The 13,307-nt window shown below is 50.5% G+C and carries 11 protein-coding genes, 1 tRNA gene and 1 pseudogene; 10 read left to right on the top strand and 3 right to left on the bottom strand.

Going from position 1 to position 13,307, the window contains the following annotated elements:
- Positions 1 to 31 precede the first annotated feature (31 nt).
- The 5 genes from polA (at position 32) to XYCOK13_RS13110 (ending at position 5,664) form a co-directional block, all read left to right on the top strand.
- Positions 32 to 2,683 carry a DNA polymerase I gene (gene polA, locus XYCOK13_RS13130; RefSeq protein ID WP_213412620.1) on the top strand — a complete coding sequence of 884 codons (2,652 nt, stop codon included), beginning with the start codon at positions 32 to 34 and terminating at the stop codon, positions 2,681 to 2,683.
- Positions 2,684 to 2,740: 57 nt separating this feature from the next.
- The gene (gene mutM / locus XYCOK13_RS13125) at positions 2,741 to 3,610 is read left to right on the top strand and encodes a DNA-formamidopyrimidine glycosylase (RefSeq protein ID WP_213412619.1); all 870 of its coding nucleotides are present in this window, start codon (positions 2,741 to 2,743) and stop codon (positions 3,608 to 3,610) included.
- A 73-nt stretch (positions 3,611 to 3,683) separates the two neighbouring features.
- Positions 3,684 to 4,358, top strand: coding sequence for a sporulation membrane protein YtaF (ytaF, locus tag XYCOK13_RS13120; protein WP_213412618.1), 675 nt, complete (start codon positions 3,684 to 3,686; stop codon positions 4,356 to 4,358).
- Between the two features lie 119 nt (positions 4,359 to 4,477).
- Positions 4,478 to 5,074: a dephospho-CoA kinase gene (gene coaE, locus XYCOK13_RS13115; protein ID WP_213412617.1), complete on the top strand. Its 597-nt coding sequence runs from the start codon at positions 4,478 to 4,480 to the stop codon at positions 5,072 to 5,074.
- Positions 5,071 to 5,664, top strand: a complete 594-nt coding sequence (locus XYCOK13_RS13110; RefSeq protein WP_213412616.1) for a lytic transglycosylase domain-containing protein — start codon at positions 5,071 to 5,073, stop codon at positions 5,662 to 5,664. The genes coaE and XYCOK13_RS13110 overlap by 4 nt, the downstream gene beginning before the upstream one ends.
- A 59-nt stretch (positions 5,665 to 5,723) precedes the next feature.
- Here XYCOK13_RS13110 and XYCOK13_RS13105 read toward each other — a convergent pair whose 3' ends face one another.
- On the bottom strand, positions 5,724 to 5,948 hold the full coding sequence (locus XYCOK13_RS13105; RefSeq protein ID WP_213412615.1) for an alpha/beta-type small acid-soluble spore protein: 225 nt from the start codon (positions 5,946 to 5,948) through the stop codon (positions 5,724 to 5,726).
- Positions 5,949 to 6,073: 125 nt separating this feature from the next.
- Between XYCOK13_RS13105 and nrdR the strand changes: the two genes are divergently transcribed.
- The 3 genes from nrdR (at position 6,074) to XYCOK13_RS13090 (ending at position 8,319) form a co-directional block, all read left to right on the top strand.
- Positions 6,074 to 6,550, top strand: coding sequence for a transcriptional regulator NrdR (nrdR, locus tag XYCOK13_RS13100; protein ID WP_213412614.1), 477 nt, complete (start codon positions 6,074 to 6,076; stop codon positions 6,548 to 6,550).
- A 699-nt stretch (positions 6,551 to 7,249) separates the two neighbouring features.
- Positions 7,250 to 7,325 (top strand) — tRNA-Ala (locus XYCOK13_RS13095).
- 319 nt (positions 7,326 to 7,644) lie between these two features.
- On the top strand, positions 7,645 to 8,319 hold the full coding sequence (locus XYCOK13_RS13090; protein WP_213412613.1) for a hypothetical protein: 675 nt from the start codon (positions 7,645 to 7,647) through the stop codon (positions 8,317 to 8,319).
- A 444-nt stretch (positions 8,320 to 8,763) separates the two neighbouring features.
- On the opposite strand, the gene XYCOK13_RS13085 is transcribed toward XYCOK13_RS13090, so the two are convergent.
- The gene (locus tag XYCOK13_RS13085; RefSeq protein ID WP_213412612.1) at positions 8,764 to 9,363 is read right to left on the bottom strand and encodes an HD-GYP domain-containing protein; all 600 of its coding nucleotides are present in this window, start codon (positions 9,361 to 9,363) and stop codon (positions 8,764 to 8,766) included.
- A 2-nt stretch (positions 9,364 to 9,365) separates the two neighbouring features.
- Positions 9,366 to 10,493, bottom strand: a complete 1,128-nt coding sequence (locus tag XYCOK13_RS13080; RefSeq protein ID WP_213412611.1) for an HD-GYP domain-containing protein — start codon at positions 10,491 to 10,493, stop codon at positions 9,366 to 9,368.
- Positions 10,494 to 10,703: 210 nt separating this feature from the next.
- Here XYCOK13_RS13080 and XYCOK13_RS22360 point away from each other — a divergent pair.
- Together XYCOK13_RS22360 and XYCOK13_RS21930 are read left to right on the top strand one after the other, a co-directional pair.
- A pseudogene (locus tag XYCOK13_RS22360) lies at positions 10,704 to 11,249 on the top strand (ATP-binding protein); the annotation flags it as partial.
- A gap of 273 nt (positions 11,250 to 11,522) precedes the next feature.
- Positions 11,523 to 12,767: a LuxR C-terminal-related transcriptional regulator gene (locus XYCOK13_RS21930; RefSeq protein WP_244865140.1), complete on the top strand. Its 1,245-nt coding sequence runs from the start codon at positions 11,523 to 11,525 to the stop codon at positions 12,765 to 12,767.
- The last annotated feature ends 540 nt before the right edge of the window (positions 12,768 to 13,307 follow it).

Here is a 13,307-nt window from a genome sequence, read left to right as displayed (position 1 = left end):
CGGATTTGTCCAAAAAAATGAGGTGTCGGTATTGAATAAAATCGTGTTAATCGACGGGAACAGCATTGCCAATCGGGCATTCTACGCGCTGCCGCCGCTCAGCAATTCCGCCGGCATGCAGACGAATGCTGTTTACGGGTTCACCACGATGCTGCTTCGCTTGCTGGAAGAGGAGCAGCCTACACATTTCCTCGTGGCGTTCGATGCAGGGAAGGCGACTTTTCGCCATCAGGATTATAAGGAATACAAGGGGCATCGCATGAAGACGCCGCCGGAGCTGTCGGAACAATTTCCGCTGCTGCGCGAGCTGCTGGATGGCTTGAGCATTTCTCGCTTCGAGCTGGAGGGCTATGAGGCGGATGACATTATCGGCACCATCTCCCGGCTGGCGGAAAGTCAGAAGTGGCAGGTGCTGATCGTAACCGGAGACAAGGATATGCTGCAGCTTGCCTCGAATCAGGTGACGATTGCGCTGACTCGCAAGGGCATATCGGAGATGGAGCGCTATGGACCGGCGGAAATCCAGGAGAAGTATGGATTGGCGCCGAAGCAAATTATAGATTTGAAAGGCTTGATGGGGGATGCCTCCGACAACATTCCCGGCATTCCCGGCGTGGGCGAGAAGACAGCGCTGAAGCTGCTGCATGAGTATGGCTCCGTAGAAGAAGTGCTGACCCATGCCGACAGCCTGAAGGGCAAGCTGAAAGAGCGGGTAACCGAGCATGCGGAGGATGCCCGGATGAGCAAGGATCTGGCGACGATTTTCCGCGAGGTTCCAGTGGAGCTCAAACTGGAGGACATGAGCTACGGCGGCTATGATCAAGGCGCTGCGCGCGAGCTGTTCCGCAAGCTGGAGTTCAAGTCGCTCTTGGAGCGGCTGGGCGATGCCGGGGACGATGCGGGTTCGCCGCAGGAAGTGGAGTCGCTGCAGCTTGTTCGCGCCGATGTCGAGGGAAGCGAACAGCTGGAGAGCGCACTGGAGCGCGTTCAGGCCGTCCATCTGGAGGTGATCGGCGAAAATCCGCATGAGGCGGAAGTGATCGGCATTGCGCTCGATACCGGCGATGCTGTTTACACAGCAGCGTTCGATTGGCTGAAGCAGTCGGAGCAGGCCGCTTCCTTACGTCAATGGCTGGCCGATGCCGAGAAGCCGAAGCATATTTATGACAGCCACAAGGCGATTGTGGCCTTGCACTGGCATGGCCTATCTCTTGAGGGAGTAGCAGTGGATGTGCTGCTCGCCGGTTACTTGCTGGACCCGACCCAGGGAGATGACACCTTGAGCGGGTTGTCGCAGCGATACGGGACAGGCTGGCTCGCTTCCGATGAAGAGGTGTTCGGCAAGGGAGCCAAATTCAAAGTTCCAGACGAAGCGATCACGGCCAATCACCTGGCGAGAAAAGCGAGAGCCGTCCTCAAGCTGGCTCCGGTTCTGAAGGAGAAGCTGGAAGCGGATGGCATGCGCTCGCTGCTCGAGGATGTAGAGATGCCGTTGACGCGCACCTTGAGCCGTATGGAGACTACGGGCTTCAAGGTGGACAAGGCGGGGCTTGTCGCGTACGGCCAGGAGCTGACTGCTCAGCTGGATACAATTGTGAAGGATATCTACGCCCAGGCTGGCGAGGAATTCAACCTGAACTCGCCCAAGCAGCTCGGAGAAATTTTGTTCGAGAAGCTGGGACTGCCCGTAGTGAAGAAGACGAAGACCGGATATTCGACGGACGCGGAAGTGCTGGACAAGCTGGCTCCGCATCATGAGATTGTCTCGCAAATTGTCCATTACCGCCAGCTGGCAAAGCTGCAGTCCACCTACATCGAGGGACTTGTTAAGGAAATTCGCGAGAAGACCGGCAAGATTCATACGTACTATAGGCAGACGATTGCGGCAACCGGTCGGCTGTCCAGCCAGTTCCCGAATTTGCAGAATATCCCGATCCGTATGGAGGAAGGGCGCAAAATCCGCAAAGTATTCGTGCCGTCCGAGCCTGGCTGGCAGGTGCTGGCAGCCGATTACTCGCAGATTGAGCTGCGCGTGCTTGCCCATATTTCCGGGGATCCCCGGTTGAAGGAAGCGTTCATTCATGATATGGACATTCATACGAAAACAGCGATGGATGTATTCGGCGTGCATGCGGACGAGGTCGATGCCAATATGCGGCGCCAGGCTAAGGCTGTTAACTTCGGCATCGTATACGGCATCAGCGATTACGGGCTGTCGCAGAACTTGAATATTACCCGCAAGGAAGCGGCCCAGTTCATCGAGCAATATTTCGCCGTCTTCGAGGGTGTGAAGCAGTTCATGACGGACATCGTCAAGCAGGCGCGGAAGGATGGCTATGTCTCTACCCTGCTGCATCGCCGCCGCTACTTGCCGGAGATCAAGGCATCGAACTTCAACCAGCGCTCGTTCGCAGAACGGACAGCGATGAACACCCCGATCCAGGGTACCGCCGCTGACATCATCAAGTTGGCGATGGTGCAAATGGAAGAGAAGCTGCGTGAGGAAGGGCTGCGCAGCCGGATGCTTCTCCAGGTGCATGATGAGCTTGTGTTCGAGGTGCCGGAGGAGGAGCTGGGCATCATGAAGCAGCTTGTGCCGCAGGTCATGGAGCAGGCAATCGAGCTGGACGTGCCTCTGAAGGCGGATGTCAGCTATGGCCAAAATTGGTATGAGGCGAAATAGCGTCAGGACTGGGCAGAAGTTTCGCCCCCCGTTATAATCAGGTTGAGGTGAGGGACAATGCCGGAATTGCCGGAAGTAGAAACAGTTCGCCGCACATTGATTCAACTCATTGTCGGCAAGACGATAGAGCAAGCAACAGTCAGCCTGCCGCGCATTATTCAAAAGCCGGATGATACTATGCTGTTCGAAGAGGCGCTGGCTGGCCGCACGTTTATGGAGATCGACCGCCGGGGCAAATTTTTGCGTATGGTGCTGGACGGAATCATTCTCGTTTCCCACCTGCGCATGGAAGGGCGTTATGGCGTATACGCGCATCATGAGCCTGTCGAACCGCATACGCATGTCATCTTCCGGTTCACGGACGGCAGTGAGCTGAGATATCGGGACGTGCGTCAATTTGGCACGATGCATCTGTTCGCCCCGGGCGAGGAGTGGACGTCCCCTCCGCTGAACAAGCTGGGGCTGGAGCCATTGAGCGACAATTTTACATGCGAGGCGTTCCGCTCCGTGCTTGCGCACCGTTCGTCGAAGCTCAAGCCGCTGCTGCTCAACCAGGCATATGTGACGGGGCTCGGGAATATTTATGTGGATGAGGCCTTGTACGAAGCGCGCATCCATCCGGAACAGACCGCCGATTCATTAAGCGCGCAGGAGTGGCAAACCTTGCATCAAGCGGTGGTGAAGACGTTGAGCGAGGCGGTTCGCCAGGGTGGATCATCGATCAAGTCGTATGTGAACGGTCAGGGCGAAATGGGCATGTTCCAGCAGCAGCTGCAAGCATACGGACGCAGCGGCGAGGCATGCGCGCGCTGCGGCAACCCCATTGTGAAGATTGTGCTGGCGGGCAGGGGGACGCATTTTTGCCAAACATGCCAACGCATGAAACGGTCTCGCAAGCGGACGGCAGCCTCCGTCAAGAAGGGATGATACGGCTCTCCAACTAGTCATGCACCCATGCTGTTTCCTCTCCATATGATGGGAGCAAGGGAGAGTGAAACACATGCTGTCACTGATTTCGCTGCTGCTGCTTGCTTTGGCTGTCAGCCTCGACGGGTTTGGCGTCGGAGTCATGTACGGGATTCGAAAAATACGCATACCTGCCGTATCTATCCTGATCATAGCAATTTGCTCTGGTTTGGTTATTTGGTGCTCGATGCAGATTGGCGCTGTCCTGCTTCATTTCCTGAGTCCGGCAGTGGCCAAGATGATTGGCGCTTTCATCCTGATCGGAATCGGCATTTGGGCGATTTGGCAAATGATTGCTCACAAAAACAGCAACGCATCCGAGTCCCCGCCCGCTCAGCCTGATCCCAAGCGCGATTCGCCCAAGACGGTTATTCATGTGGAAATTCGCCAGCTTGGAATTGTGATTGATATTTTGCGCACACCTGTGAAAGCGGATATGGACCGGTCGGGTACGATCTCGGCGACAGAGGCAGGGCTGCTGGGTCTGGCTTTGTCCCTCGACGCATTGGGAGCCGGACTGGGTGCGGCACTGCTCGGATTCTCTCCGCTTTGGACATCGCTATTGATCGGCATAACCTGCGGCGCATTTATTGCGACAGGTCTGCAGATCGGATTTCGGCTCTCCGGATTGGCGTGGGTTCGCAAGCTGGCCGCTGCTCCCGGTGTCATTCTGATTTTGACGGGCGTAGCCAAATTGTTCGATTTATAGGGCGGAAGTCGGTTCCGCCCCTTTCACGCAAATCGGTGTATGCGCCCTCAACCCGCGATACAGAATAAGACGGGCTGCTGCAACATCTAGAACAAATTCAGAAGAAAGCGGGGGATACGATGAATATTGGATTGACTGGCGGCATCGCTTGCGGCAAAAGCACTGTTGCGGACATGCTGGTGGAAAAAGGTGCGGTGCTGATTGATGCGGATCGGCTGGCGCGAGAAGTGGTTGAGCCGGGCACGCCGACGCTTGCACAAGTAGCGGATACCTTCGGACAAGCTGTTCTGCTGCCTGATGGTTCGCTGGACCGCAAACGCTTGGGCCAGATAGTGTTCGCGGATGACGCTGCCCGCAAAAAGCTGGAAGCCTTGCTTCACCCGCCAATCCGCGCATTGATGCGCAGCCGTATGGCGGCCTATGAGCAGGAAGATCCAACACGGCTTGTTGTAGTGGACGTGCCTTTATTATATGAATCAGGACTGGTCGATTATTTCTCCGAAGTTATGGTCGTATATGTGCCGCCTGCTGTCCAGTTGTCCCGCCTCATGGAGCGGGATGGCATGGATGAAGCCGCAGCGAGGCAGCGCATTGCCGCCCAGCTGCCGATTGAGGAGAAGAGGAAGAGAGCGGATATCGTTATAGACAACTCTGGATCATTGGCGGAGACGGCCAGGCAAGTCGATCAATTTTGGGATAGTCGGGTCGGCACATGAGCATGCTACGCAAGAAGCGGCTTTATGCAGTAATTTTTATCGGTACGGTACTGGCTTTATTCTCGTCCCAATGGCTGGGGTATTTGATTTATCCCATTCATTATGAGCAAGAAATTCGGGAAATCGCGAAGGACTATGGTGTGGATCCGCTGTTCATGGCGGCGATTGTGCGGGTTGAGAGCAATTTCAAACCGGATAAATCATCGAAAAAGAACGCTATGGGCCTGATGCAAATCATGCCCGAAACCGGGGAGTGGGTATTGGAGCAAGCGGGCTTCCGCGACAATACCATTGGCGATTTATATGAGCCCACCTTAAACCTCAAGACTGGCGCCTGGTACTTGCGTTTTTTGCACAATATGTATGATGGATTGGAAGGAGAGCGCACGGATCGCGACCGCATGGCACTGGTTGCTGCGGCTTATAATGCAGGTCCGGGCAAGGTGCGCCAGTGGCTCAACGAAGGGGTTTGGGACGGCAAAGAAGCTACGCTGTCGGAGGTGCCTTTCGGCGAAACCCGCCACTATGTGCATCGCGTGCTTTATTATTATAAGAAATATGAGGCTCTTTATGCGGAGGACTGGTCGTAGCGAAGGAGAAAAGACACTGGAAAGCGCAGAATCGCGCTCTCCAGTGCCGGCAAGCATGATTACTTGAATTGACCAGCCAGTTGCTGCTCAGCGATTTGCACCAGACGGCGAGTGATGTGACCACCGATCGCACCCGTGTCGCGAGTAGCCATGTTACCGTAGTAACCGTCTTGAGGGATAGCGATACCCAGCTCTTGCGCTACCTCATATTTCATTTGATCCAACGCTGCATTGGCTTGAGGTACGACGAGTACGTTACTGGAACGAGATTGTCCTTGACCCATTGCTTGCTCACCTCCTTGTCGTTGGTAGTCCTATTATGTTGCGTATGCATAGCGTTCATACAGGTAACGTTTGGCACTTATTGATGCAGGGAAATGATTAAGGGAAGAAGGAAGGGTGCAAAGAGATGAAATGTCCTTATTGCTCTTATGACGGAACGAAGGTGCTGGATTCTCGGCCAGCGAACGAAAATCGATCGATTCGCCGCCGCCGCGAATGCGAACAGTGTCAGCGAAGATTTACGACGTTTGAGATGGTGGAGGAAGCGCCGCTCATTGTCATCAAGAAGGATGGCAGCAGGGAAGAATTCAATCGGGACAAGATGCTGCGCGGCTTGATCCGGGCATGCGAGAAGCGTCCGGTTTCGGTAGAGCAGCTTGATTCCATCGTCTCTACTGTAGAGCAAGAGATCCGGCGATTGGCTCACGCGGAGGTGGACAGCCGCGAAATCGGCGAGCTGGTCATGGAGCAGCTGTATCCAGTGGATGAAGTGGCCTATGTGCGGTTTGCTTCGGTCTACAGACAATTTAAGGACATCAATATGTTTATGAAAGAGCTGAGCGGCTTGCTGCAGCGGAACCAGATCGGCGGCGAGAAGGGATAGGCTTTGACAGGATACTGCGATTGACGAGGTCGCACCTCTCACTGCGCGCAATTGTGCACCGGGGACAGCGTCGGCTTGGTTAAGCGACCCTGGCATTGTCGTAGCTCGTGGTTCGGGAAAGTGGCTTATTGTTCGCAGTTCATTAGTGTGTAGTCCGCAGCGGCGCTTTCACCGTTATTCAGCTCGGATGTCCGCCCACAATGGGCAATCCGCAGCCCGTAGGCTCGCGGTTCGCTAGGCTAACGGAACTCAGGGGCACGAATTGTCCTTTTTTTCGTGATTTTGCAGGCTAACGGAACTGAGCGACACTATTCACCTTTAGTCGGCTCATTTATCGCAACGAACAGCCTAATAAGGTCTGCGGCTTCCTTTTAGATTGAAAAGCTTTCTTAAAACCGCTCATAGCGACTGTGAGTTCCGTTAGAAACGTCGAACCACCGGCTGAGCGGATACTGCACACATGAGCCCCCTCCGTTCGCTAATTTTAGCTTACGCCTGGTTCAGTTGTGCTCAAGTGTTCGAATGCTCCGTTCGTATAGCAGTGGCAGTCGGGCGCTTCTGTAGTCGTACCTTGCGTTGCGATTCTTGATCGGATACATGACTGGTTCATCCAATCTGTTGGTGAATGGTTATTGACAGCGGTTGGGAGGCTGTGCTATGATAAACAACGTTCGCTGCAAAACATCAATCGCATATTATGGGGCCATAGCTCAGCTGGGAGAGCGCCTGCCTTGCAAGCAGGAGGTCAGCGGTTCGATCCCGCTTGGCTCCACCATCATTTGACTCATCGTAGCAGCTATTCAGGCTGTTTTTTTTATGATAAAGTCCCGATTTGTGTGATTTGTCGTACAAACTGCACCCCTCGTCCATGAAATTACCTGCTTTGTACGATTCATCGTACAAAATCAGAGGTTTGAATGATTAGACGATTAGATGTATACTATAAATCGTACAAACGTCTTAAATCTATAGGTAAAGCATCATTTTTGTGTGATAAATCGTACAAAGTCAATTTGTGGCGAAGCACGCCCCGTTCATTTCTGCCTAAGCAGGAATATTCGGGGCGTTTTTTTTATTCGAAGGAGGTAGAAATGATGAGTTTTCAAACGGAGCATGAAAAATGGATCAAGCGCCACTTGAATCAACGGCAAGGAGAACGAAAGGATGCATTGAAGCGAGGGCACGGCTACGGAAACCGATTGTTTGCAGAGAAAATCTGGTGGCCATTGGTAGGGAATTTTCAAAACCTGCATCCGGAATACGAGGTGCTGGATTGGCGAGGACGATCGTATTTTGTGGACTTCATGTGGATATTGGGAGCGCTTCGTTTTGCATTCGAGATTATGGACTATGGCTCACACGGCAAAGATCGCACAAAATATCGGATGGATCTGAATCGCGGTCTGTTCCTTCAGTCACAGCAATGTCACCTGATATTGATTTCGCTTGATGAAATGAAAGAAAATCCTGTGTTCATTCAATCCATGCTGCGTAGTATGCTGGCCCCTTATCTCGCTTCCGGGAAGCCTGTAATGGAATCGTTCACAAAAATAGAACGAATGCTGATACGATATGCATCAAGCCATAACCGAGTGATCAGACCAGCGGAAGCGGCCATCGAGCTCGATCTGCACAAGCAAACGGTCATCAAGTACTGCCGAGAGTTGGTAGGCAAGGGAAAGCTTCGTCCTGTTCCTGCCGGGAGCTCGAACAAAATTTATGCGTATGAGCTTCTGGGATCTATTTTTCATTTCGAATTGCTGATGTAATCTTACATCCTCACATATCCACCAAACTATGTGAAATGTGCAGTTTCTTTAGTCTTCCCTTATAACAGGGGCTGTGGAGGTTTGTACGATTTGTCGTACAAACAACACCTTCATGCAGTGAATTTGTCTGCTTTATACGTTTTGTCGTACAAAATCGAAGTTTTGCATGAGCTGACCATGATTTTTGTATGATAAATCTTACAAATTGTCTGGAATCACCGAATTCACGACGGTATTTGTACGACAAATCGTACAACATGATAGCATGAGCGAAGCACGGCCCGAGCATTTCTGTCCCCGAACCCTGAATTGTCAACTGGACCTGCCCCAAAACAATTGTCGAATGACCAGGCATCTATCCTCTAGTATCCTTGAAATATGTGAAGGCGCAATTGAAGTTTTGGTTTGGCGAGGGTATCTTTTTGGACGCCCCGGCTTCCGATCCTAGATGCAGTATTGAATAAAGCAACGAACGACATGTGGATCAAATTGCGTACCGCTATTACGTTTGAGCTCAACAATGGCATGACTAGCAGATAAACCTTTCCGGTAACATCGATCAGATACCATGCTGTCGAACGCATCGAGTACAGCGCATATTCTCGCAAAATATGGAATGTTTTCGCCGGATAAGCCGTCAGGATATCCTCGGCCATCCCAACGCTCATGATGAAAGAGGATGGTCTCAAGAACACGGTTGTCGACCTCTTCGGCAAAGGTCATTGCAATGCGAGCGCCTTGAACCGGGTGCTTCTTCATCGAGTTCCATTCATGATCATTCAATGCCCGTTCCTGATTCAGGATTGAAATCGGGGTGGACAGCTTGCCAATATCATGCAAATAGCAGCCTTGAATAAGTTGGATACGTTCTTTGTCGCTTAAACCTAACACGGAGGCGAATTTGTCCGCGAGCTTCGCCAATCGAATACTGTGCTTGTAAGTACAAGCGCTTTTTCTTTTCAGTTTTGTCATATACGACCTTGCACGATCCGAAAGAAGGGCTTGTATTGTCGATGTCTCTCTCTTTTCTGTTACAGTCAACATGGTCAATCACGTCCTAAATGTTCTTTTGCGGTCAGTTTGGATTCAATCCTTCTGTCTTCGTGCAGGTCCGTATCATTTCGCGTCTGTGCCAAATCGAAGTCAAGGGAAGAAGCAATACTTGAGCGGTCTTCTTCTCTGCATATTCCACCAGCTGGACGATGAACAATAGAGGGGCTGTACGATTTGACAATACCGGTCTGGCCGTTGCTCAGTCTGATTACGTGGGTTACAGGATACACATTGATCAATTTAAGAAAAATATTCACAAGGTCGGCGCGAAAATAATGATTTCCTGCGGCATAAAACAGCTCAATGGCATCGACAGCTTTATATGGGCTCCGATACGGCTTGGGCGAGATGAGTGCATCATATAGATCCGCGATGCCAACTATCTGTGCGTAACAGGGAATGTCCTTGCCAGTCAGTCGATAAGGGTAACCTGAGCCGTCGAATTTTTCATGATGAAGCAGGGCGCATAACGCAGAGCGTTCCGGCACGCCATTGATATTGCGCAACATGTGGTACCCGTCGACAGTATGGTGCGTAAGCAGCTCTCGCTGCTTGCCTGTCAGATGCTTGTCGCTTCGCAGAATAGAAGCAGGGACCTTGAGCATCCCGATATCATACAGCAGCGAACCGATGAGCAGTTCCAACATTCCAGCATTGTCGAAGCCGTACTCTGTCCCTATCATTCCGGATAATATGGATACGTTTACGCAGTGCTCCAGTAGAGATGGTTCGCTCTCATGCAGTTGATTCAGCAGTTCCACTACCATGGGCTCATGAGAAATATCTAACATCGTTTTGCGGTATATGCGTTTAAATGCGGATTCCTTTCTTGCATGAAATGGGAATATAGAAATCGATGGATGCTCCAGCTTATGAATAATAACATTGATGATGTTTTCTTTTCGATGACGCAATGGCTTGATGCGAGCTTCCTTCATGCTTGCTTCTGGTTCTGGCTCACAGTCTACATATACATCGGAGATTCCCCGTTCGATCAGACGTTTTATATAGTGCTTGGTCAGTATTGTTCCGCCGCTGAGCATGACAGTGCCATTGTGCGTGACAATCGATTCAGCAAGTTTGTCGCCTTCCCTTAATTGATGAACGCTGACTTTGATCATTCAATATCCTTCCTTTCGCTGCGAAGCGTATGCTTTGCGCTATTCATGTTCACAGGATATCATCGGGAGGGTCGATTTTATATTCTCACATCGGATAGAAAAAGGTATCCTTAAGGATACCTTCTTTCTTACAAATAAAACGGTGTCGAAATCATACCAAATGGTGTAAAATATGAGGGTGTCCAGTTTACAGCAAAACAGGTGATCGATATGTACAGAGAGAGCGTGCCCAATCATGCCGATAATTCGTTGCTAAGTGGGCGAGAAGATGAAATCGCGGCATTTGTCAACGAATTAACGAAGTCAAGCGGCAAAAGATTAATCAACATTTATGGAACAGCCGGAATCGGCAAAAGTTATCTTATGGAAGAACTTGTCCGTCAAGCGCGTATGAGAGACACGCTCGTATTCTTTCTGGACGGCGATAGTTTTGCAGTAAGTCCCAGTTCATTTTGTAAGCAATTGTGGACATGCATGGGTAACACAGCTTCTGATGATGATGAATCGTGGTTTGACAGATGTTTGATCGAATTGTGCAGAATTGCGGAGAAGCAGCGTGTCGTACTTTTTTTGGACGCCTACGAGAGAATGGATGAAGTGGACCAGTGGCTTCGAAACTACTTTCTCAAGCACCTCCACCTAAACGTTCTGATCGTAATTGCAGGGAGAAGCCCGCTATCGGAGCCATGGCTTTTGTCTCCTGTATGGAGACAGATTATCTTGCGTATACAACTAACCGAACTGACATATGAAGAAGTGGAGCATTATGCAGTCAATAACGGAATCCGCAACAACGACGACATTCATCGGTTGTGGCGTTATTCGCAAGGGCATCCGTTAACCATGTCGCTCTTTGCATTCTTTTTGCAGGAGAAAGACAGGGCTGGATCGGCCATGGAATTCAGCGACCATGAACCCTTGCACTATATTATCGAGCAATGGCTTAGAGAGGTTCCAGGCGTCGGCATGAGGCCAATTATCGAAGCGGCTTCCGTGTTAAGATATTTCAATCAGGAGAGCTTGTCTTTCGTGATTAACGAAGAAATTTCGAACGCCGATTTCCGTCGCCTCGTTCGCTTCTCATTCGTGAGAAAAGTTGACCGTGGCTGGACAATTCATCCCCTAATGAGAGATAGCATCAATAAGGAGCTCTTCGCAAGAGCACCGAAGCACTATGAGCAAATTAGGAACCATGCCATGCGATATTTTTATCAGAGTCTGCTAGAGAACCATTCGCTGGGATCAGATGACTCGAAGGAAATGTATGAGCTGCAGAGCTTTATAGGAGATGCGCTCATAAGGAGTTTTTTGAACTGGTTTGAGGTGGAGCCCCGACGATTCGAGCCGATTGGAGAGTACGGCTTGGAAGAGCTCGAGCGTTACGTGGAACGGCGCTTCAAAGAGGCGAAGGATTCGCAGATAGAGCTTTATGATCTGCATTCGAATCAATACTTTCGCTATCACATTTCGAAGAAAGAGGCATGCTATACCGCGAAGTGGCTCGACTTCCGCACGCTTTTTTCACTTGGTTATGATGTCATTCGCGTTATGAGGGATAATGACGGCAGTATCATCGGACTTGCCACTATCATTCCGATCAACCGGAAGACACTCCCCTATTTACGGGAATGTCCAAGGGGGAAGGCTTACTTCACTGGTCTGTCTGAGGAGCAGGTTCGTCGCTTCGCCGTTCCGGAAAATGAGCGAGCCGGTTGGTTCATCGAGACGATTGATACAGTGGATTATTCGGATAAGTCGCAGCAAACAGCGGTCGGTTACCTGCTCTATTCGGTATTGTTGTCAGGTGAACTTGTCATCGAATCGCCTGCGCCCTTGCCATACTATATAGATACGCACCTCAGTCTGGGCTTTGAAATTGTACCGCACGGCACGCATACGAATTATGATGGTATTACCCCAACGCCAACCTTCGTCCTGAACCTGGATAAAAATAAACTGCTGCGCAAAGCCCAAAAGATGCTGCAAATCAGTCAGCCGTTGGGCGATTTGATGAACGTTGAAACTTTTCAAGTTTCTCCTCAAAGCGCTGCGCACGAAATGACACAGACCATGCAAGGCGACAACTTACATGCTTCACTTACCGCACGCGAGAGAGAGGTGGCCAACCTGCTTGAAGAAGGACTTACGAATCTTGAAATTGCTTCAAGGCTCTTTGTAAGCGAGGCCACGGTGAAAAAACACATGAAGTCGATGCTCCACAAGTTGGGTGCTGCCAATCGTACGCAACTGCTGAAAAAGCTTATGAGACATTGAATTTCCAGCCGTTGGTGGGCTTGGGTAGTCTATCGAAGAAACGGTCTCCCCAATGGAAGACGTTATGACCGAGGTTTTCAATGAAAAACGGAAATAACCGTTACACGGTGAATATGGCGCAGTATGCGCATTAAATTACCTGAGGAAATAGCGTTCTTTTGCTGGAAGACTAACAGGGCTCCTTCTCGGCTCTTTCATGATGTTCTTACATTTTTGCACCTGTTGGACTGTCACTAGAGATTGTGTATAATTTATACGATTTTTCATACAAACCACTCGCTTATCCGAGTGAGTTTTTTTGTTTTGTACGATTTGTCGTATAAAATCAGAGGCTTGCCTAGATGGATGATGATAGTTGTATGATAAATCGTACAAATCGTCATGAAAATGCGAATCCAGTGCAGGTTTTGTATGACTAATCGTACAAAGTTATATTTTGATGAAGCGCGTCCCGGTCATTTTTTCCTGAGTAGGAATGACCAGGGACGGTTTTTTTTAACCAACAAGGGGCGACAACGAGAGTTGAGTCCGTATAATTGT

It is taken from the genome of Xylanibacillus composti (genome assembly GCF_018403685.1).
Classification (GTDB): Bacteria; Bacillota; Bacilli; order Paenibacillales; family K13; genus Xylanibacillus; species Xylanibacillus composti.
Note: the sequence above shows the minus strand (reverse complement) of the source record. Positions and strands in the feature narration are given on the sequence as shown.

Coding starts and splice junctions, on each gene's coding strand:
- mutM (WP_213412619.1), top strand. CDS start 2,741: ATGCCGGAATTGCCGGAAGTAGAAACAGTTCGCCGCACATTGATTCAA.
- XYCOK13_RS13105 (WP_213412615.1), bottom strand. CDS start 5,948: ATGGGTCAAGGACAATCTCGTTCCAGTAACGTACTCGTCGTACCTCAA.
- nrdR (WP_213412614.1), top strand. CDS start 6,074: ATGAAATGTCCTTATTGCTCTTATGACGGAACGAAGGTGCTGGATTCT.
- coaE (WP_213412617.1), top strand. CDS start 4,478: ATGAATATTGGATTGACTGGCGGCATCGCTTGCGGCAAAAGCACTGTT.
- XYCOK13_RS13080 (WP_213412611.1), bottom strand. CDS start 10,493: ATGATCAAAGTCAGCGTTCATCAATTAAGGGAAGGCGACAAACTTGCT.
- XYCOK13_RS13085 (WP_213412612.1), bottom strand. CDS start 9,363: ATGTTGACTGTAACAGAAAAGAGAGAGACATCGACAATACAAGCCCTT.
- ytaF (WP_213412618.1), top strand. CDS start 3,684: ATGCTGTCACTGATTTCGCTGCTGCTGCTTGCTTTGGCTGTCAGCCTC.
- XYCOK13_RS13110 (WP_213412616.1), top strand. CDS start 5,071: ATGAGCATGCTACGCAAGAAGCGGCTTTATGCAGTAATTTTTATCGGT.
- XYCOK13_RS13090 (WP_213412613.1), top strand. CDS start 7,645: ATGAGTTTTCAAACGGAGCATGAAAAATGGATCAAGCGCCACTTGAAT.